Genomic DNA, 18,509 nt, shown 5'->3' on the forward strand with positions numbered 1-18,509 from the left:
CACAGCCCGCAGGACTTGAAGGAGCCCTCATGTCGACGCTGCGCGTCACCGCCGAAGTGCTGACCGTCCACGAACACCCCAACGCCGACGCCCTCGAACTGGCGCAGGTCGGCCTGTACCGGGCCGTCGTCGCCAAGGGCGCGTACCGCACCGGCGAGGCCGCCCTGTACATCCCCGAGCAGTCGGTGCTCCCCACCGGGCTCGTCGAGGAACTGGGGCTGACCGGGCGGCTGGCGGGCAGCAGGTCGGACCGGGTGAAGGCGGTGCGGCTGCGGGGCGAGCTGTCGCAGGGGATCGTGTGCCGGCCCGAGGCGCTGGCGGACGTCGACCTGGCACTGGCCGCCGCGGAGGGCACGGACTTCGCGGCGCGGCTGGGCATCGTCAAGTGGGTGCCGCCCATCCCGCCGACCATGAGCGGCGACGTCGAGGCGGCGCCGGATCTGCTGCCCTGGGTCGACATCGAGAACATCCAGCGCTACCCCGGCATCTTCGAACCCGGCGAGCCGGTGGTCCTGACCGAGAAACTGCACGGCTCGGCGTGCCTGCTGACGTATGTCGCCGACGAGGAGCGGGTGTACGTCTCCTCGAAGGGCTTCGGCTCGAAGTCCCTCGCCCTGACGGAGGATCCGAGGAACCTGTACTGGCGGGCCGTACACGGCCATGGCGTCCCCGAGGCGGCGGCCCGTCTCGCCGAGCGGCTGGGCGCGCGCCGGATCGGTGTCTTCGCCGAGGTGTACGGAGCGGGTGTGCAGGACCTGACGTACGGCGCGGACGGCCGACGCGACACCCTCGGCTACGCGGTGTTCGACGTGTCCGCCGAGATCGACGGCGTGGTGCGCTGGCTGGACGCGGCGGAGCTGCTGGACGGCGAACTGCCCCTCGTGCCCCGTCTGTTCGAGGGCCCGTACGACAGCGAGCGGGTCCTGGAGATCGCGACCGGCCGCGAGACGGTGTCCGGCCGCGGGCTGCACCTGCGCGAGGGTGTGGTGATCCGGCCGGCCGTCGAGCGGTACAGCCCGGTGACCGGGGGACGGGCGATCGCCAAGGCGGTGAGCGGTGCCTATCTGACCCGCAAGGGCGGAACCGAGTACGAGTGAGGAACCGGGTGGGGGTGGGGGCGCGAGAGGGGCGGCGACGCGCATGCCGGCAGACGGGAGAGGGTGCTCCTGACGCGCCGGATGCGCCGGATGCACCGGATGCACCGGATGCACGGAGACGTCCGGGCCGGCCGCACGGCTCTGCTCAGCAGCAGCCGGCCGCCTTCTCCTCCTCCTCCCGCCGCTCCCCCTCCCGCCGCTCCCCCGACCGCTGCTCGACCGCCTTCTTCTCGCCCGCGCTCTTCTCCACCAGCAGTCGTGAGCCGGAAGCCCGTTCGCCGAAGGCGTCGTCCGGGTTGGACAGGACGCAGGTGGCGAGGGAGAGACAGCCGCAGCCGATGCAGTCGGTGAGGTGGTCGCGTAGCCGGTTGAGCTGCTTGATGCGTTCGTCCAGCTCCGCGCGCCACGCCGCCGAGAGACGGGCCCAGTCCTCACGGGTCGGGGTGCGTTCCTCGGGGAGTTCGGCGAGGGCCTCGCGGATCGTGGCCAGCGGGATGCCGACGCGTTGCGCGGCGCGGACGAAGGCGACGCGACGCAACGTGTCGCGGTGGTAGCGGCGCTGGTTGCCCGTCGTACGACGGCTGCTGATCAGCCCCTTCGTCTCGTAGAAGTGCAGGGCGGAGACGGCGGCGCCGCTGCGCGCGGCGAGCTGGCCGACCGTGAGCTCGTGGATCTTCTCGGGAATCTGGGGCACCCCTCGAAGCCTACCCATCGCCTCGCCCACGGGTCCGTTGACATCGGCCCGCCACCCGACCATGCTAAGCAGTCGCTTAGACCTATGGCACGGTGACATGGGCAGCTAGTGACGCGAGAGGGCCGCAGACATGGCAGAGCCGAAGATCTTCACGTCCGCCGACGACCTGAAGGCGGCGGTGGGCGAGCAGTTGGGGTACACCGACTGGCTGGAGGTCGACCAGAAGCGGATCGACCTCTTCGCGGAGGCCACCGGCGACCACCAGTGGATCCATGTCGACCCCGAGAAGGCCGCCGCCGGCCCCTTCGGCACCACCATCGCGCACGGCTATCTCACGCTCTCCCTGCTGCCGCTCTTCGGCCCGCAGCTGATCAGGGTCGAGAACGTGAAGATGGGCGTCAACTACGGGACGAACAAGGTCCGCTTCCCCGCCCCGGTGCCCGTCGGCTCACGCGTGCGCGCCACGGCGACGATCACCGGCGTCGAGGACGTCACCGGCGGCGTCCAGGTGGCCATCGCCTTCACCGTGGAGCGCGAGGGCGGGGACAAGCCCGTGTGCGTGGCGGAGTCGGTGTCCCGCTACTACCTCTAGGCGCCCGTCTCCAGGCGCCCGTCTCCAGGCGCCGCCCCCGCCGGGCGCTACTTCGGCGCGCCCACCATCCGCAGCACGAGGTCGGCGTACAGCGCGCCGACCTCGTCGGGCGTGCGGGGGCCGTCCACGTTGAACCAGCGGGCCACGTCGATACAGAGGGACAGCACGGCGAGGGTCGTGCCGTGCACGTCCAGCACGGCGAACTCGCCGCTCGCCACGCCGTCCTCGATGATCCCGCGCACCTCGGCGTCGACCTGTCGGCGCAGGTCGAGGATCTCGGCGCGGGCGTCGGGGCCGAGCGCGTCCAGTTCGTACTGGACGACCCGTGCCGTGGTGCGCCGCCCGGCGTGCCAGCGGACGAAGGAGCTCACGGCGTCCGCGAGGCGCCCGGTGGCGTCGCCCTCGCCGGCGGCCGCCGTGCGCAGAATGCCCAGCGCGCGGTCGTGGCCGATCCGGCTGATGCGGTGGAGCAGCTCTTCCTTGGTCTTGTAGTGGATGTACAGGGCCGCCGGGCTCATCCCCGCGCGGCCGGCGATATCGCGGGTCGTCGTCGCGTGGTATCCGCGCTCGGCGAAGGCCTCCACGGCCGCGACCAGCAGTCGCCGGGCCGCGTCAGGGGTGACCTCTTCCCACGGCTCGATCTCGCCGCCGGCCGTCTCCTCCGCCGTACTCATCGCTCGTTCGCCCCTCTCGGTACAGGAGCTACACCATACCGCCGAAGGTGAGCGGCCGCTTAGCGTGCCTGCTCAGATCTTCTCGAAGGGGTCGTGGTCGGCGAGGAGCTTCTCCAGGCGGGCCTGGTCCACCCGGCTCACGATCTGCCCGGCCTCCTGACGGTCCCGGATCACCTTCGCCAGCGTGAAGGCGGAGGTCACCAGATACAGGACGGCGATCGCCAGGAAGCCGCGCACCCAGGCGTCGGTGTGGAGGTTGTAGATGCCGATGGCGGTGGCCGCGATGGCGATGCCGAAGGAAGCGACGGCCTGTCCGTAGAAGGCCGCCGTGCTCTGCTGCTTGACCGGTGTGTCACTCATGGGGACAAGCTTCGGCGCAGGGGGTCCGCGCCACATCCGCGCACCTACTCAGACGCGTACTCAGGCGCTCCGGCTCAGAACGCCGAAACCCCCGTCAGCGCCCGCCCGATGAGCAGTTTCTGGATCTGGCTGGTGCCCTCGTAGAGGGTCATCACGCGGGCGTCGCGCAGGAGCTTGCCCGCCGGATACTCGTCGATGTAGCCGTAGCCGCCGAAGACCTGCAGGGCGTTGTTGGCGGCGCGCACGGCGGCCTCCGAGGCGAAGAGCTTGGCCTTGGAGGACTCGGTGGCGAAGGGCAGACCCCGGTCGATCAGGTCGGCGACCCGCCAGGTCAGCAGCCGGGCCGCGTCCACGTCGACCGCGATGTCGCTGATCAGTTCCTGGACCAGCTGGTGGTGGGCGATGGGTTTGCCGAACTGCTCGCGCTCGCCCGCGTACCGCACCGCCGCGTCCAGGGCCGCCTGCGCGATGCCGACACAACCGGCCGCGACCGACATGCGGCCCTTGGCGAGCGCCGACATCGCGACGGAGAAACCCTTGCCCTCGGGCGCCAGCATCGCGGCGGCGGGGACCCGGACGTCGTCCAGGACGAGTTCGGCGGTCGCCTGGCCGCGCAGGCCGAGCTTGCCGTGGATCGCGCGGCGACTCAGGCCCGGGGTGTCGGTGGGGACGAGGAACGCGGAGACGCCCTTGTGGCCCGGCGCGTCGGTCGAGCGGGCGAAGAGCAGGACCACGTCGGCCCAGGTGCCGTTCGTGATGAACATCTTGGTGCCGTTGATGACATAGGAGTCGCCGTCGCGGACCGCGCGGGTGCCGAGGTTGCCGGCGTCCGAGCCGGTGCCGGGCTCGGTGAGGCCGAAGCAGCCGACGTACTCGCCGGACGTCAGTCCCGGCAGCCAGCGGCGCTTCTGCTCCTCGCTCCCCCAGGCCGCGACGGTCTTCGCGACCAGCCCGAGGGAGACGGACACGATCCCGCGCACGGACGAGTCCCCGCGGCCCAGCTCCTCCGTGACCAGGCAGTACGCGAGGTGGTCGCCGCCCGAGCCGCCGTACTCCTCGTCGATCGTCAGGCCGAGGAAGCCGACCTCGCCGAGCTTCTCGACCAGGGACCGGTCGATGTCCTCGGCACGGTCCCAGGCGATGACATGCGGGGCGACCTCGCGGTCCACGAAGTCCTTGGCGAGCCGCCGGACGGCTTCCTGCTCCTCGCTGAGCGCCAGATTCACCACGAGATCACCCCACAGAGGAAGTCCTTCAGGACCGCTTCACGATTGCCGCTTAAATTAGCACTGCTAGTTTTCGTTCCGCAGCCCTACTATGTGCGCCATGGCCCGACCGCGCAAGCCCCTTCTCAGCACCGACCGGATCGTCGAGACCGCACGGACGCTCGTGGACGCGGAGGGCCTGCCGGCCGTCTCCACGCGGCGGCTCGCCGCCGAGCTGGGGGTGAGCGGGCCCTCGCTGTACAACCACTTCCGCACGAAGGACGAGATCCTGGAGGCCGTCGCCGACTCGGTGAGCGCGCAGGTCGACCTGTCGATGTTCGAGGACGGCCGGGAGTGGCGGACCGCGCTGCGCGACTGGGCCGTCTCCTACCGCGCCGCCCTGCGCGACCACCCGAACATCGTCCCGGTGCTCGCCCAGGGCCCCGGCCGCCGGCCGGCCGGGCTGCGGCTCGCCGACGCGGTGTACGGCGCGATGGTCCGCGCCGGCTGGCCGCCCGCGCAGGCCACCTCCATCGGCGCGCTGATGCGGTACTTCGTCATGGGCTCCGCGCTCGGCTCCTTCGCCGGCGGCTTCGTCGACGACGTGAGCGCCTACGACCCCGCCGACTACCCGCACCTCGGACAGGCCCACCTCCTCGCCGAGCAGCAGGAGAAGATCGACGACCGGGCGTTCGAGACGGGGCTGACGGCACTGCTGGACGGGCTCTCCCAGCAGTTCGGGCAGCTGCCCTAGCACGGTTCGGCCGTCGCCGAAGTGTCCGTCGCGCATGCTGGGAGACGTGAGCATCACGGACACCGGGAACGACAGGGACGCACGGGCGCCGGGGCTGGCCGCCCTGGCCGGGCTCGTCGCCGACGAGACGCGGGCCGTCTGTCTGCTGGCGCTGCTCGACGGGCGGGCGTGGACCGCCGGTGAGCTGGCCCGGCACGCGGGCGTGGCCCCGTCGACGCTGAGCGAGCACCTGGGCAAGCTGGTCGCGGGCGGGCTGCTGGCCGAGGAACGGCAGGGGCGGCACCGCTACGTACGGCTCGCCGACACCCGGGTCGCCCAGCTGGTGGAGGACCTGGCCGGCCAGGTCGCCCCGCACCCCGCCCACCGGCCGCGCACCCTGCGCGCCGCGAGTGCCGGATCGGCGATGGCCCGGGGCCGGACCTGCTACGACCACCTCGCCGGCCGGCTCGGCATCGCCGTCACCGACGCGCTCACCGCCCACGGACTGCTGAGCGCGGTGAGCGAGCCCGGGGGACGGACCGACGGGGCGGAGGCGGGGCAAGCGGCGAGCGGACCGGCTGCACCGACGTCACCGGCGGTGTCGTCGGCGTCAGCGTCATCGGCGTCCAGGGAACGGGCCACCGGGTTTCTGCTGACCGAGGCCGGGCTGCGGTGGTTCGAGGGCAGTGGCATCGCGCTCGACCGCGCGACCCGCCGGCCGCTCGCCCGCGCCTGCCTCGACTGGACCGAGCGCCGCCCGCATCTGGCGGGTGCGGCGGGCGCGGCCCTGTGCCGGCACGCCCTCGACGCGGGGTGGTGCGTGCGGATCGGCTCCGAGCGGGCCGTGAGGGTGACGGCGGCGGGCGAGCGGGCGCTGGCCGAGCTGCTGGGCATCGAGGCGGGTGCGCTGCGCTGACCGCACGCATCGCCCCGCCCGTCGTTTCCCGCAGCCCCGGTCCCCGGCCCCGCGTCCGAAATCCGCGAGCTTTCGACCCGCCCTTCTTCCTAGCCTGAGGAGCATGATGAACAGCCCCCGGCGTACCGAACGTCGTACCGAGTTGCTCGCCGCAGGTGCGGCCGCCGTGACCGTCGTGCTGTGGGCCTCGGCCTTCGTGTCGATCCGCAGTGCGGGCGACGCGTACTCGCCGGGGGCGCTGGCGCTCGGGCGGCTGGCCTCCGGGGCGCTGGTGCTGGGGGTCATCTGCGCCGTGCGGCGGGCGGGGTGGCCGCCGAGGGCCGCCTGGCGCGGGATCGCCGTGTCGGGCGTGCTGTGGTTCGGCTTCTACATGGTGGTGCTCAACTGGGGTGAGCAGCAGGTGGACGCGGGGACGGCGGCGCTGGTGGTGAACATCGGGCCGATCCTCATCGCCCTGCTGGGCGCACGGCTGCTCGGGGACGTGATGCCGCCACGACTGCTGGCGGGGATGGCCGTGTCGTTCGCGGGCGCGGTCGCGGTGGGGCTGTCGATGTCGGGCGAGGACGGATCGTCGGTGCTCGGGGTGGTGCTGTGTCTGCTCGCCGCCTTCGGTTACGCGGGCGGGGTCGTCGCGCAGAAGCCCGCCCTGGGCCGGGCGACCGCGCTCCAGGTGACGGCGTTCGGGTGTGTCATCGGGACGGTGGTGTGTCTGCCGTTCGCGGGGCAGCTGGTCCACGAGGCGGCCGACGCGCCGGTCTCCGCGACGCTCAACATGGTCTACCTGGGCGTCTTCCCGACCGCGCTCGCCTTCACCACGTGGGCGTACGCGCTGGCCCGGACGACCGCGAGCCGCATGGGCGCGACCACGTACGCCGTGCCCGCACTGGTCGTCCTGATGTCGTGGCTGGCGCTGGGCGAGGTGCCGGGGCTGCTCACCCTGGCCGGTGGGCTGCTGTGCCTGGCGGGTGTGGCCGTGTCGCGGTCGAGGCCGCGTGCGCCGCGCACCCCGTCCGCGCAGGAGTCGGAGGTGACGCGGGAGGCGGAGGCGACGCGGGAGGCGGAGGCGACGCGGGAGGCGGAGGCGACGCGGGAGGCGGAGGCGACGCGGGAGGCGGCCGCGGGGCAGGGGGCGGAAGCGACGCGGGAGGCGGCCGCGGGGCAGGGGGCGGAAGCCGGGCAGGACGTTCCGGCGCCGGGGCCCGTCCGGGGGGTCGGCCCCCGGACGGGCTGAGAGCGCCGGGGCGAGCTGGGCGCGCCGCAGCGGGCCACCGTCAGAACATCACCAGCGCCCGCCCTCCCTTGCCCGCCAGCATGTTGTCGAAGGCCCCCGGGATGTCCTCCAGGGCGATGCGCTCCGTCACCAGGGCGCTCAGGTCGAGACGGCCCGCCCGGACGTGGTCGGCGAGGACCGGGAGGTCCTCGGCCGGGTCGCAGTTGCCGTAGACGCAGCCGGCGAGGGTGCGTCCCCAGTGGAAGATCTCCAGGGCGTTGAAGGTGACCTGCTGGTCCCTGCCGCCGATGCCGACGACCGTGGTGCGGCCGCCCCGCCGGGTCGACTCCCAGGCCGTCCGGATGGTGGCCGCGCGGCCCACGCACTCGACGGCCACGTCGACCCCCTGCTTGCCGGTGAGGGCGCGGATCTCGCGGGCGGTCTGCTCGGAGGCGACCACGTACTCCGTGGCGCCCGCCGCCCGGGCCAGCTCCTCCTTCTCCGGGGAGATGTCGACGGCGACGATCGTCGAGGCGCCGGCGATCCGGGCCGCCTGGAGGGTGGCGAGGCCGACCCCGCCGACGCCGAAGACGGCGACCGTCTCGCCGGGCCGGACCCGCGCGGAGTGGTGGATCGCGCCGTAGCCGGTGAGGACGGCGCAGCCGAGGAGGGCCGCGTCGGTGAGCGGGATGCCCTCCGGCAGGGGCAGTACGCAGGAGGCCGGGACGACGGTCTCCTCGGCGAAGGCGGCGACGTTCAGCCCGGGGTGGAGGTCCGTGCCGTCCGTCGTGCGGGCGTACACCTCCGCGGCCCCGTTGAGGGCGTTCACGCACAGCCAGACCTCGCCGAGCGTGCAGGGGTGACAACTTCCGCAGGAAGGAGCCCAGTTGAGGATGACACCGGCGCCGGGTGCCAGGTGTTCGACCCCTTCGCCGACGGCGACGACCGTGCCCGCGCCCTCGTGGCCCAGGACCGCGGGGAGCGGCAGCCGCATGGTGCCGTCGGACAGGGACAGGTCGGAGTGACAGACCCCGGCGGCGGCGAGCCGGACGCGGACCCGGCCGGGGCCGGGGTCCGGAAGGACGATCTCCCTGATCTCCAACGGAGCGCCGATGGCGGGGAGTACGGCGGCACGGACAGCCATGTTCGGTTGACTCCCTTAGAACTGGAGGGACTTGGTCTGGAGGTACTCGGCGAGGCCGTGTGCGCCGAGCTCGCGGCCGACACCCGACTGCTTGTAGCCGCCGAACGGCGCGAGCGGGTTGAAGCGGCCGCCGTTGATGTCCACCTGGCCGGTCTCCATCCGGCGGGCGAAGGCCACCGCCTCCGCCTCGTCACCGGCCCAGACGGCACCCGCGAGCCCGTAGACCGTGCCGTTGGCGATCCGCAGGGCGTCCTCCTCGTCCTCGTAGCGCAGGACGGACAGGACGGGGCCGAAGATCTCCTCCTGGGCGATGGCCATGCCGGGGGTGACGTCGGCGAAGACCGTGGGGCTGACGAAGTAGCCCTGCTCGCGCGGGGACTCGGCACCGCCCGCGACCAGCCGCGCGCCTTCGGCGACGCCCTTCTCGATGTACCCCCGCACCCGGTCCCGCTGTGCGGCGTTGACGACGGGGCCGATGCGGTCGGCGTACTTGGCGGCCGCCGCCGCGGCGAGCTCGACCGCCTCGTCGTAGCGGTCGCGGTGGACGAGCATCCGGGTCCAGGCGCTGCACGTCTGGCCGGAGTTGGACATCACGTTGGCGACGCCGACGTTGACCGCCCGGGCGAGGTCGGCGCTCGGCAGGATGACATTGGCCGACTTGCCGCCGAGTTCCAGGGCCACCTTCTTCACGGCCGCGCCCGCCGTCGCCGCGATCCGCCTGCCCACGGCCGTGGAGCCGGTGAAGGACACCAGGTCGACACCGGGATGCTCGACCAGTGCCTGGCCGGCGACCGCGCCGAGTCCGGTGACGAGGTTGAGGACGCCCGCCGGGACGCCCGCCTCGTGGACCGCCTCGGCGAAGAGCTGGGCGGTCAGCGGGGTGTCCTCGGCGGGCTTCAGGACCACCGTGCAGCCCGCGGCGAGGGCCGGGGCGACCTTGGCGACGATCTGGTGCAGCGGGTAGTTCCAGGGAGTGATGGCGCCGACCACGCCGATCGGCTCCTGGAACACGGTCGAGTTGCCGACCTTCTCCTCGAAGGGGTGGGTCGCGGCCAGTTCGGCGTAGGAGCCCGCGACCGCGATCGGCACCGCCGCGTGGACGGCCTGGGAGAAGGCCAGGGGCGAGCCGAGTTCGGCGGTGACCGTCTCGGCGATCTCGTCCTTGCGGGCCGCCAGGACGTCCCGGAGCGCGGTCAGCCGGGCCGCGCGCTCGGCGGGCGGGGTCGCGGCCCAGCCCGGCAGGGCGGCGCGGGCCGCCCGTACGGCGGCGTCGACGTCGACGGCGTCGCCCGCCGGGACGCGGGCGATCACCTGCTCTCCCACCGGGTCGACGACCTCGATCACATCCCGGCCCGCGGCCGGGCGCCAGGCGCCGTCGAGGTAGATGCCGTCATGTGCCTTCATCGCGTTCCCTTCGGGCGGGCGTCCTCGTCCGCGACCTAAACTAGCGTTGTTAGTTTTCTGGCACCAGGGGACGACGGGTGAAGGACATGGAACGCGCAGCACACCGGACCGCGGACGCCTCGGGACGCCCTCTCACTCGTCGAGGTCCGGCAGCCGGGCCGGAGCCGGGCTGATGCGCTCGCCGTGCTGGTCGAAGACGAAGAGATGGGCGATGTCGACGAGGAGCGGGACCTGCATCCCGCGCCGGAGGTCGAAGTCGGGGGTGGTGCGCACGACGAGGTCGCCGAGGGGGCGGGCCTCCGGGGACGCGAGCGGCCCCTCCTGCGCCGACGGCTCGTCCAGTACGTCGACCGCGCCGGTCCGCAGGCCGCCCGCGCCCTTGCGCAGCCGGTCCAGGACCCCGCCCTCGCGGCGGCGCCGCCGGGGCGGCCGCTGGACGGGGCGGGGCGCCTCCAGCTCCGGCACGACCGCGAGCCGGGAGCCGGTGTTGAAGTGGACGAGCACCTCGTGGCCCTGGAACTCCACGTGCTCCACCAGGCCGGTGATGTGTGTCTCACCGGGCCGGGCGTCGGCGGGCGTGGCGATACGGACCGCCTCCGAGCGCAGCCCGACGATCACCTCCCGGCCCTGCTGCACACGCAGCAGCTTGTGGTCCAGGGAGTGAGGTTCGGGCAGCCGCAGCGCCTGCTTGCCCAGGTTGATCGTCATCGCTCCGTCGAGCGGGGCACGGACCAGGCCGCGCAGGAGGTTGATGCGCGGGGTGCCGATGAACGCGGCGACGAAGATGTTGCGAGGCAGGGCGTAGACGGATCGCGGGGTGCCCACCTGCTGGAGGACTCCGCCGCGCAGTACGGCGACCCGGTCACCGAGCGACATGGCCTCGGACTGGTCGTGCGTGACGTACACCGTGGTGACGCCCAGATCCCGGGTCAGCTTGGATATCTCGGCCCGCAGATGGTTGCGGAGCTTGGCGTCGAGGTTGGACAGCGGCTCGTCCATCAGGAAGGCGGAGGGGTGCCGGGCGATGGCCCGGCCCATGGCGACGCGCTGGCGTTCGCCGCCGGACAGCTGGCCGGGGAAGCGGTCGAGCAGGTCCTCGATGCCGAGCATCCGGGCGGTGGCGGCCACACGGGGGCCCGGGTCGGCGCCGGGGGCCTCGATGCGCAGCGGGAAGCCGATGTTGTCGCGGCCGGTCATGTTCGGGTAGAGCGCGAAGTTCTGGAAGACCATCGCGATGTCCCGGCCCGAGGGCGCCAGGTCGTTGGCGTACTCGCCGTCGAGCCGTAACTCGCCCTCGGTGATGTGCTCCAGGCCGGCGATCATGCGGAGCACGGTGGACTTGCCGCAGCCGGAGGGGCCGAGCAGGACCAGGAACTCGCCGGGCGCGATGTCCAGCGACAGCCGGTCCACGACCCGGACGCCTCGGGTATGGACCTTGCTGACGTCGTGCAACGAGATGGCGCGTGTCATGAGAAGTGTCCCCGGGGACTCGTGTGCCGGGCCGGCCCGGCCGGTGCTCCGCTGTCCGACCTGCCCCGTGCGGGTCGAACGGGGCTTGTGAGTCACGGAAGTTAACGGACTGTGCGCACCCGGGGGAAGAGACAGGCCCGGATCGGACTCCCCCGTCCGACTGGTGAGAAACCGGACTGCCCGGTTCAGCGGGCGCCGGCTCCGCGCCCGGGGACACCGGCGCGGCCACGGCCGCGGGTCAGCGGGTCGCCGTCAGATGGGCGAAGACGACGACGTTGCTGGTGTACCCGGTCGCGTGCCGGAAGAGGCCCCCGCAGGTGAGGATGCGCAGCTCGGGGCGGCGGGTCGGGCCGTACACCTCCTTGTCGGGGAAGGTGGCCTTGTCGAAGACGCGCACCCGGTCCACGGTGTAGACGGCCGTGCGGCCGTCGGCGCGCCGGGCCTCGATCCGGGCACCCCGGGCCACCCGCGCGAGGCCCGCGAAAACCGCCGGGCCGGTCTTGGTGTCGCGGTGGCCCACGACGATGGCGGTGCCCCGCTCCCCCGGTGTGGGGCCGCCCGCGTACCAGCCCACCAGCTTCGGCCGGTCGAGCGGGGGTGTCCCGAGGTGCCGGCCCGGACCGAGCCGGAGCGGGACGATCGGCACGTCGATGCCCAGGGAGGGCACGCGCAGGGTGGTCGCCGGGGACCGGGGCAGCGGGCGGGGCGGGGGTCCCGGGCTGTTCGACGCCTTCCTCCCCGCCGTCCGGCCCTCGTCGGCGTCGCCCCCGGGGGCCGGGGCGGCCTGCGCCCCGCCGGACGCCACCTCCCCGGCCCGGGCCGCCGTGGCCGGGCCGTCGTGCCCCCCGCACCGGACTCCGACCGTCACCAGGACGACCGCGAGCACGGCCGTCCTGGTGAGGCGGTAGGCGCGGGTCCGGTGCCAGGGCCTGCGTACGCGCCTACGCGGCACCATGGGTGCGCCGGCGGATCAGGCGGAAGTAGGCGACTCCACCGACGGCCACCAGTCCGACGGCCGCGGCTCCGGCCAGCGGGGTGAAGGCCTGCGTGGTGTCGGCGAGACCGCCGCCGCCCGCGTGCACGCCGCCCTCCGGGCCGCCCTTCTCGCCGCTCCAGGCGGAGCCGCCCTGTGTTCCGCCTTCCCGCCCGCCGGCGCCCTGCGAGGTGCCGTTCTGCGTGGTGCCGTTCTGCGTGGTGCCGTTCTGCGTGGTGCCGTTCTGCGTGGTGCCGTTCTGGCCCCCGCCGTTCTGGCCCCCGCCGTTCTGGCCCCCGCCGTCCTGGCCCTGAGGACCGCCGACCTCGCGGCCGTCGTCCGTGATCGGCCGGTTCGGGCTCCCGTTCCCCTCGCGCTGGCCCTCAGGGCAGTTGATCTTGAAGACCTTCACCTTGGGCGAGGGGACCGGGACGTCCCCGGGGATGGTCCACTCGAGCGTGTACGACCCCTCGGCCAGCCCCAGGGTGTCGGTGTGCCCGGCACCCTGGGTCAGGGTGATGGTGCCGGTGACGGTGGCGGTGTCGGGGGCCGGCGGCCGCGCCTTGATGGTGTACCCGACGGAGGGCAGCTCGCCGAAGTTGGCGGCGTCGAGGTAGAAGCGGCAGGCCACCGGGTCGTCCTTCGAGACGCCCGGGGGGACGTGCTCGCGGTGGATCCTGATGTCACCGGCTTCCCCCACGGCCACGGCGGACGGTGCCGAGAGGCAGGTGAACCCCGCCGCGGCGAGCACCGTGAGAGCCGTGACGCCGAGGCGGGAGCCGAGGGCGGACGGGAGCGTCGAGCTGGACATGTGCGTTCCTCCGAGTCAGGACGATTTTCATACAAATCGCTCTTGCACCTGACTCTCTTTCACATCGGCGCCCACGACTGTGGGAGCGTCGCCCGACGCGCCGTCAGACATCGCTCGACCGGCGCAACCCCGATCCGGACCGGCGCCGCGGGGGCACGGCCGCCTCCCCTCGCGCGTCCCCGCGCGACCGCACCGCCACCCCCGACGACACCAGCAACAGCACCCCCAGCATCACGAACGGCGCGGCCACCCCCGCGACCCCGGCCACCAGCCCCGCGGCGGCGGGCGCGGCGACCTGGCCCAGCCGGTTGCCGGTGAGGCGCAGCGCGAGCGCGGTGGAACGGGCGCCGTCGGGCGCCGCCTGGACGACGGTCGTCATGGACAGCGGCTGCCCGACGCCGAGACAGAAGCCGAGCAACGCGAGGATCACGCCCAGTCCCCAGACCGGCACCGGCAGCGCGATCCCGGCGCACAGCAGGGCCGCCAGCAGACAGGTCACGGTGAGCAGCAGGGTCCGGCCGAGCAGCCGCAGCAGGGGGGTGAGGACGAGCCGGCAGGCGATGGAGGCCGCCGCCCGGACGCTGAGCAGGACGCCGATGACGGACGGCGCGATGCCCCGGTGTTCGCCGACCACCGGCAGATAGGCGGTGAGGATGTCGGTCGCGGACAGCACGGACAGGCTGATGAGGATGCCGGCCGGGACGCCCCGGGCGTTCAGGATGCGGCCGACGGGGACGCGTTCGCCCTGCTCCGTACGGGACTTGGGCGTGGTGTCGCGGTCCTCGACGCGCCACAGCGAGGTGAACGCGACCGCGCAGCCGACGCCCGCGACCAGCAGGGCGAGTGCGCTGCTGTCCGCCATGTCGCCACCGCCGATCAGCGCTCCGGCCGCGATCGGGCCGACCAGTTGGCCGAGGGAGGCGCCGATGGTGAAGTGACCGAAGTTGCGGTCCTGTTCGCGCGGCGCGGACTGACGGGCGACGAGCGACTGGGAGCCGATCACGAAGCAGAGATGGCCGAGTCCCATCACCCCGCTCCACAGGGCCATCGCCCAGAGGGAGCCGGCCACTCCGCTCAGCACACAGCCGCCGGCTATGAGGACCACTCCGACCGGCAGCAGCGGCGCGCAGCGGCCGTGGTCGGTGCGGCGGCCGAGCGGTACGGCGGCGAAGAGCGGCAACAGCGCGTACACACCCGCGATGACACCGATCGCCCGCTCGTCCGCGCCCAGCGCGAGGGCCCGGTAGGAAACGGCGGGCCGGGCCATCGACACCGCCCCCTGCGCGAAGCCGAAGGCGATGACGAGACGGAGCAGCCAGCCGCGGTTCCTGCCGGGCCTCACAAGTTCCTCCACGGTCGGCTCAGATGATCCCGAACAGGATGCCCGCGCCGAGGATCGCCAGGCAGGTCAGGGCGGCCCACTTGACCACGAACCTCGTGTGGTCGCCGAACTCGACCTTCGCCATGCCGACGAGGACGTAGACGGCCGGGACGAGCGGGCTCGACATGTGCAGGGGCTGGGCGACGAGCGAGGCGCGGGCCATCTCCAGCGGCGAGACGCCGTGCGCCGCGCCGGCCTCGGCGAGAACCGGCAGGACACCGAAGTAGAAGCCGTCGTTCGACATGAAGTAGGTGAGCGGGAGGCTCAGGACGCCGGTGACGAGGGCCATGTGCGGACCCATGCCGGCGGGGATGACGTCCACCATCCAGGTGGCCATGTGGTCGACCATGCCGGTGCCCTGGAGGACGCCGGTGAAGACGGCGGCGGCGAAGACCATGCCGGAGACGTTGAGGACGTTGTCGGCGTGGGCGGCGAGGCGGGCCTTCTGGTCCGGGATGTGCGGGAAGTTGACGCTGAGCGCGAGCGCTGCGCCGAGCAGGAACAGCACCGGGATCGGCAGCCACTCCATGATCATGGAGGTGAGCAGCGTGACCGTGAGCAGCGCGTTGAACCAGTACAGCCTGGGGCGCAGGGTGGCCCGGTGCGGGTCGAGGCCCTGGAAGTCGTCGTCCTCGTCGTCCTCGTCGTCCTGCGCGGCAGTGGCGGCCGCGTCGGTGCCGGAGCCGGAGACGGAGCCGCCCTTGCGGACGGGGGTCGTGCCGTCGCCGGAGCCGCCGGCGCCCACCAGGACCGTCTCGGTCTCCTTCTCCTCGACCAGCACCTCGTCCAGCGTCAGCGTGCCGAGCCGGGCGCGCTCACGGCGGCCGAGGACGTAGGAGAGGGCGATGACGAAGAGCAGGCCCACGGCCAGGGCCGGGATCATCGGCACGAAGATGTCGCTGGCGTCGAGCTTGAGCGCGGTGGCGGCACGGGCGGTCGGGCCGCCCCAGGGCAGCGTGTTCATCACGCCGTTGGCCATCGCCGCGACCCCGGTCATCACGACCAGGCTCATCTTCAGACGCTTGTACAGCGGGTACATCGCCGAGACGGTGATCATGAACGTGGTGGAGCCGTCGCCGTCCAGGGAGACGATCGCGGCGAGCAGCGCCGTACCGACGACGATGCGGAGCGGGTCGGCCTTGCAGAACTTCAGGATGCCCCGAACGATCGGGTCGAAGAGGCCGACGTCGATCATCACACCGAAGTAGACGATCGCGAACATGAGCATCGCCGCCGTAGGGGCGAGGCTGGTGACGCCGTCGATGACGTAGTCACCGAGCTTGGCGCCCTTCCCGACGAAGACGCAGAACAGTGCCGGGATCAACACGAGCGCCGCGATCGGCGACATCTTCTTCAGCATGATCAGGACCAGGAAGGTCGCGATCATGGCGAAGCCGAGGATGGTCAACATGAGTGGATACCTAACGTTCGCCCTTGAACATCCCACCTGGGGGTCGGCGGTGGGTTGACGTTAGGTCCGTTCAAACGGTGTTAACAAGACGTTGACGTGCGAGCAATAAGCGCAAAACTCCAGGTCACAGCTTTGCTCAGCTCAGCGGGCCGTTATGGGAGCAAGTTCCACCGGTACTCCGTTGAGAACGGCGTTGCCCGACAGCGGGTCCAGCAGGCTGCCGTCGAGGAGCTGGTTGACGTTGACGCCGGGGTCGGTGGCGGCATGGCTGAGGCGGGTGCCGGGGCGGTCGTGACCCCAGCCGTGCGGCAGGCTGACCACGCCCCGGCGCACGCCGTCGGTGACCTCGGCCGGTGCGGTCACCTCTCCCCCCGCGCCCTTCACCCGGACCGGCGCGCCGTCGAGCACACCGAGCCGTTCGGCGTCCTCGGGGTGGATGTGCAGGGTGCAGCGGTTGGTGCCGCCGGTGAGCGCGGGGACGTTGTGCATCCAGCTGTTGTTGGACCGCAGATGGCGCCGGCCGACCAGGACGAGTGCGTCGGGCTCCCGCTTCAGTCCCTCCCGCAGCCGCGGGAGGTCGTCGACGATCGGCTGCGGCAGGAGTTCGATCCGCCCGCTGCGCGTCTTCAGCGGCTGGGGCAGGCGCGGGCGCAGCGGCCCGAGGTCGATGCCGTGCGGGTGGGCGAGCAGCCGGGCGAGGCCGAGTCCGTCCGGGCGGGTGCCGAAGCCGTCGCCGTAGGGGCCGAGGCGCAGCATCATGTCGAGCCGTCGCTCGGGACCGGTCTCGCCGGTGAGCTGTGCCGCGAGTTCGTGCGGGTCGCGGCCGTGCACGGGCGAGTGCGGCTCCTGCACCGCCTTGCCGAGGGTCTGGCCGATGACCAGGTCGTCCACGGCTGACGGATCGGCGCCGTGCATGCCGGTGGCGGCCAGGATCAGCCGGGCGAGGATCTCGGTCTCGGCCATCCGGCCGGGCTCGAGGGGGACGGCCGGGCGGCTGTAGCGGACCTGGTTGCGCACGGCGAGGGTGTTGAAGGCGAAGTCGTGGTGCGGGCTCTGCGAGGGCGGCGGCGGGGGCAGCACCACGTCGGCGTGGCGGGAGGTCTCGTTCAGGTAGGGGTCGACGCTGACCATGAAGTCGAGGGAGTCGAGCGCCTTGTCGAGCCGGTCGCCGTCCGGGGCGGACAGGACGGGGTTGGCGGCCACGGCGACGAGCGCGCGGATCGGCTCGCCCTCCGCCGTCGCGGTGTCGATCTCCTCGGCGAGCGCCGACAGCGGCAGTTCGCCCTTGGCCTCCGGGTGCCGGCTCACCCGGGAGTGCCAGCGCGCGAGCCGGAAGCCGTGGCCGGGGCCGGCCGGCCGGGGCGTGCGGTCGGTGGCGGCCTGCGGGAAGAGCGCCCCGCCGGGCCGGTCCAGGTTGCCGGTGAGGATGTTGAGGATGTCGACGAGCCAGCTGGCGAGGGTGCCGTAGGGGACCGTGCAGCTGCCGATGCGGCCATAGACGGCGGCGGTGGGGGCGGCGGCGAGTTCGCGGGCCAGGGTGCGGATGAGCGAGGCGTCCACGTCACAGGCGGCGCTCACCGCTTCGGGGGTGAAGTCCCTTACCGCTTCGGCGAGTTCCCCGAGGCCTTCGAGGTGCGGGGCCGACTCGCCCGGCTCCACGAGGAGTTCCTCGAAGAGCACCTGGGCCATGGCGGCGAGGAGCAGCGCGTCCGTGCCCGGCCGGATCGGGATGTGCCGGTCGGCGAGCTTCGCGGTGCGGGTGCGGCGCGGGTCGATGACGGTGAGGGTGCCGCCGCGGGCCTTGAGCGCCTTGAGCTTGCCGGGGAAGTCGGCGGCGGTGCACAGACTCCCGTTGGACTCCAGTGGGTTGGCGCCGATGAGCAGCAGATGGTCGGTGTGGTCCAGGTCCGGCACGGGGATCGCGTTGGCGTCGCCGTACAGCAGTCCGCTGGAGACGTGCTTGGGCATCTGGTCGACCGTGGAGGCGGTGAAGAGGCTGCGGGTGCCGAGGCCGGCGATCAGGACGGTCGGGTAGAGCGCGCCGGCCATGGTGTGCACGTTGGGGTTGCCGAGGACGACTCCGACGGCGTTCGCCCCGTACCGCTCGACGACCGGCCGGATCCCGGCGGCCACGGCGTCGAAGGCCTCCTCCCAGGTGGCCTCGCGCAGCTCGCCGTCCCGGCGCACCAGGGGGGTGCGCAGCCGGTCGGGGTCGCCGTCGACGGCACCGAAGGAGGCGCCCTTGGGGCAGATGAAGCCCTTGCTGAAGACGTCCTCCCGGTCGCCGCGGGCGCCGGTGACCTTCGTCCCCTCGATGGTGAGCGTCAGCCCGCAGGTGGCCTCGCACAACGGGCAGATTCGCAGGGCGGTGCGGGACACGGGTCCTCCTGGGGGCGGCATTGCCATCTCCCGGTGAGCATACCGAGCGGTATGG

The 18,509-nt window shown here is 72.7% G+C and carries 15 protein-coding genes and 2 pseudogenes; 6 read left to right on the plus strand and 11 right to left on the minus strand.

From position 1 onward, the window contains the following. The first annotated feature begins 29 nt into the window (after positions 1-29). Positions 30-1,097: an RNA ligase (ATP) gene (locus ACFVYS_RS22985; protein ID WP_389504695.1), complete on the plus strand. Its 1,068-nt coding sequence runs from the start codon at positions 30-32 to the stop codon at positions 1,095-1,097. Positions 1,098-1,242: 145 nt separating this feature from the next. On the opposite strand, the gene soxR is transcribed toward ACFVYS_RS22985, so the two are convergent. Continuing rightward, positions 1,243-1,791, minus strand: a complete 549-nt coding sequence (gene soxR / locus ACFVYS_RS22990; protein WP_389504696.1) for a redox-sensitive transcriptional activator SoxR — start codon at positions 1,789-1,791, stop codon at positions 1,243-1,245. Between the two features lie 130 nt (positions 1,792-1,921). On the opposite strand from soxR, the gene ACFVYS_RS22995 reads away from it, so the two are divergent. Continuing rightward, positions 1,922-2,383: a MaoC family dehydratase gene (locus ACFVYS_RS22995; protein ID WP_389504698.1), complete on the plus strand. Its 462-nt coding sequence runs from the start codon at positions 1,922-1,924 to the stop codon at positions 2,381-2,383. Positions 2,384-2,430: 47 nt separating this feature from the next. On the opposite strand, the gene ACFVYS_RS23000 is transcribed toward ACFVYS_RS22995, so the two are convergent. The 3 genes from ACFVYS_RS23000 to ACFVYS_RS23010 form a co-directional block, all read right to left on the minus strand. After that, the gene (locus ACFVYS_RS23000; protein WP_389504700.1) at positions 2,431-3,057 is read right to left on the minus strand and encodes a TetR/AcrR family transcriptional regulator; all 627 of its coding nucleotides are present in this window, start codon (positions 3,055-3,057) and stop codon (positions 2,431-2,433) included. A gap of 72 nt (positions 3,058-3,129) precedes the next feature. Then, positions 3,130-3,417 carry a YiaA/YiaB family inner membrane protein gene (locus tag ACFVYS_RS23005; RefSeq protein WP_020128241.1) on the minus strand — a complete coding sequence of 96 codons (288 nt, stop codon included), beginning with the start codon at positions 3,415-3,417 and terminating at the stop codon, positions 3,130-3,132. Between the two features lie 74 nt (positions 3,418-3,491). Further along, positions 3,492-4,643, minus strand: a complete 1,152-nt coding sequence (locus ACFVYS_RS23010; RefSeq protein ID WP_389504848.1) for an acyl-CoA dehydrogenase family protein — start codon at positions 4,641-4,643, stop codon at positions 3,492-3,494. A gap of 91 nt (positions 4,644-4,734) precedes the next feature. Here ACFVYS_RS23010 and ACFVYS_RS23015 point away from each other — a divergent pair, with 91 nt between their 5' ends. The 3 genes and pseudogenes from ACFVYS_RS23015 to ACFVYS_RS23025 all read left to right on the plus strand — a co-directional run. Beyond that, on the plus strand, positions 4,735-5,376 hold the full coding sequence (locus tag ACFVYS_RS23015; protein WP_389504702.1) for a TetR/AcrR family transcriptional regulator: 642 nt from the start codon (positions 4,735-4,737) through the stop codon (positions 5,374-5,376). A gap of 34 nt (positions 5,377-5,410) precedes the next feature. Beyond that, the gene (locus ACFVYS_RS23020; protein WP_389504704.1) at positions 5,411-6,271 is read left to right on the plus strand and encodes an ArsR/SmtB family transcription factor; all 861 of its coding nucleotides are present in this window, start codon (positions 5,411-5,413) and stop codon (positions 6,269-6,271) included. Positions 6,272-6,374: 103 nt separating this feature from the next. Beyond that, a pseudogene (locus tag ACFVYS_RS23025) lies at positions 6,375-7,298 on the plus strand (DMT family transporter); the annotation flags it as partial. Between the two features lie 244 nt (positions 7,299-7,542). Here ACFVYS_RS23025 and ACFVYS_RS23030 read toward each other — a convergent pair. The 4 genes from ACFVYS_RS23030 to ACFVYS_RS23045 form a co-directional block, all read right to left on the minus strand. Beyond that, positions 7,543-8,625 (minus strand): Zn-dependent alcohol dehydrogenase, encoded by a 1,083-nt coding sequence (locus ACFVYS_RS23030; protein ID WP_389504706.1) that lies wholly within the window; start codon positions 8,623-8,625, stop codon positions 7,543-7,545. A 15-nt stretch (positions 8,626-8,640) separates the two neighbouring features. Then, complete coding sequence (locus tag ACFVYS_RS23035; RefSeq protein ID WP_389504708.1) at positions 8,641-10,029, minus strand: aldehyde dehydrogenase family protein; 1,389 nt, start codon at positions 10,027-10,029, stop codon at positions 8,641-8,643. A gap of 132 nt (positions 10,030-10,161) precedes the next feature. Next, a complete protein-coding gene (locus ACFVYS_RS23040) occupies positions 10,162-11,499 on the minus strand; it encodes an ABC transporter ATP-binding protein (protein ID WP_389504710.1) in 1,338 nt (445 codons plus the stop codon). A gap of 238 nt (positions 11,500-11,737) precedes the next feature. Further along, positions 11,738-12,454, minus strand: coding sequence for a class F sortase (locus ACFVYS_RS23045; protein ID WP_389504712.1), 717 nt, complete (start codon positions 12,452-12,454; stop codon positions 11,738-11,740). A 121-nt stretch (positions 12,455-12,575) separates the two neighbouring features. Here ACFVYS_RS23045 and ACFVYS_RS23050 point away from each other — a divergent pair. Then, positions 12,576-12,698: pseudogene (locus ACFVYS_RS23050) on the plus strand (hypothetical protein); the annotation flags it as partial. A gap of 688 nt (positions 12,699-13,386) precedes the next feature. On the opposite strand, the gene ACFVYS_RS23055 reads toward ACFVYS_RS23050, so the two are convergent. The 3 genes from ACFVYS_RS23055 to ACFVYS_RS23065 form a co-directional block, all read right to left on the minus strand. Beyond that, a complete protein-coding gene (locus ACFVYS_RS23055; protein WP_389504714.1) occupies positions 13,387-14,625 on the minus strand; it encodes an MFS transporter in 1,239 nt (412 codons plus the stop codon). Between the two features lie 19 nt (positions 14,626-14,644). Then, positions 14,645-16,075, minus strand: coding sequence for a CitMHS family transporter (locus ACFVYS_RS23060; protein WP_389504716.1), 1,431 nt, complete (start codon positions 16,073-16,075; stop codon positions 14,645-14,647). Positions 16,076-16,216: 141 nt separating this feature from the next. Continuing rightward, positions 16,217-18,454, minus strand: a complete 2,238-nt coding sequence (locus ACFVYS_RS23065; protein ID WP_389504718.1) for a molybdopterin oxidoreductase family protein — start codon at positions 18,452-18,454, stop codon at positions 16,217-16,219. Positions 18,455-18,509 lie beyond the last annotated feature (55 nt).

Source organism: Streptomyces sp. NPDC058295, from assembly GCF_042880655.1.
GTDB classification, from domain to species: Bacteria; Actinomycetota; Actinomycetes; order Streptomycetales; family Streptomycetaceae; genus Streptomyces; species Streptomyces coriariae.

What these genes read in the sequence shown, in the direction of transcription:
- ACFVYS_RS22985 (WP_389504695.1), top strand. Translation starts at nt 30, where the DNA reads ATGTCGACGCTGCGCGTCACCGCCGAAGTGCTGACCGTCCACGAACAC.
- ACFVYS_RS22995 (WP_389504698.1), top strand. Translation starts at nt 1,922, where the DNA reads ATGGCAGAGCCGAAGATCTTCACGTCCGCCGACGACCTGAAGGCGGCG.
- ACFVYS_RS23000 (WP_389504700.1), bottom strand. Translation starts at nt 3,057, where the DNA reads ATGAGTACGGCGGAGGAGACGGCCGGCGGCGAGATCGAGCCGTGGGAA.
- ACFVYS_RS23005 (WP_020128241.1), bottom strand. Translation starts at nt 3,417, where the DNA reads ATGAGTGACACACCGGTCAAGCAGCAGAGCACGGCGGCCTTCTACGGA.
- ACFVYS_RS23015 (WP_389504702.1), top strand. Translation starts at nt 4,735, where the DNA reads ATGTGCGCCATGGCCCGACCGCGCAAGCCCCTTCTCAGCACCGACCGG.
- ACFVYS_RS23020 (WP_389504704.1), top strand. Translation starts at nt 5,411, where the DNA reads ATGCTGGGAGACGTGAGCATCACGGACACCGGGAACGACAGGGACGCA.
- ACFVYS_RS23030 (WP_389504706.1), bottom strand. Translation starts at nt 8,625, where the DNA reads ATGGCTGTCCGTGCCGCCGTACTCCCCGCCATCGGCGCTCCGTTGGAG.
- ACFVYS_RS23035 (WP_389504708.1), bottom strand. Translation starts at nt 10,029, where the DNA reads ATGAAGGCACATGACGGCATCTACCTCGACGGCGCCTGGCGCCCGGCC.
- ACFVYS_RS23040 (WP_389504710.1), bottom strand. Translation starts at nt 11,499, where the DNA reads ATGACACGCGCCATCTCGTTGCACGACGTCAGCAAGGTCCATACCCGA.
- ACFVYS_RS23045 (WP_389504712.1), bottom strand. Translation starts at nt 12,454, where the DNA reads ATGGTGCCGCGTAGGCGCGTACGCAGGCCCTGGCACCGGACCCGCGCC.
- ACFVYS_RS23060 (WP_389504716.1), bottom strand. Translation starts at nt 16,075, where the DNA reads ATGTTGACCATCCTCGGCTTCGCCATGATCGCGACCTTCCTGGTCCTG.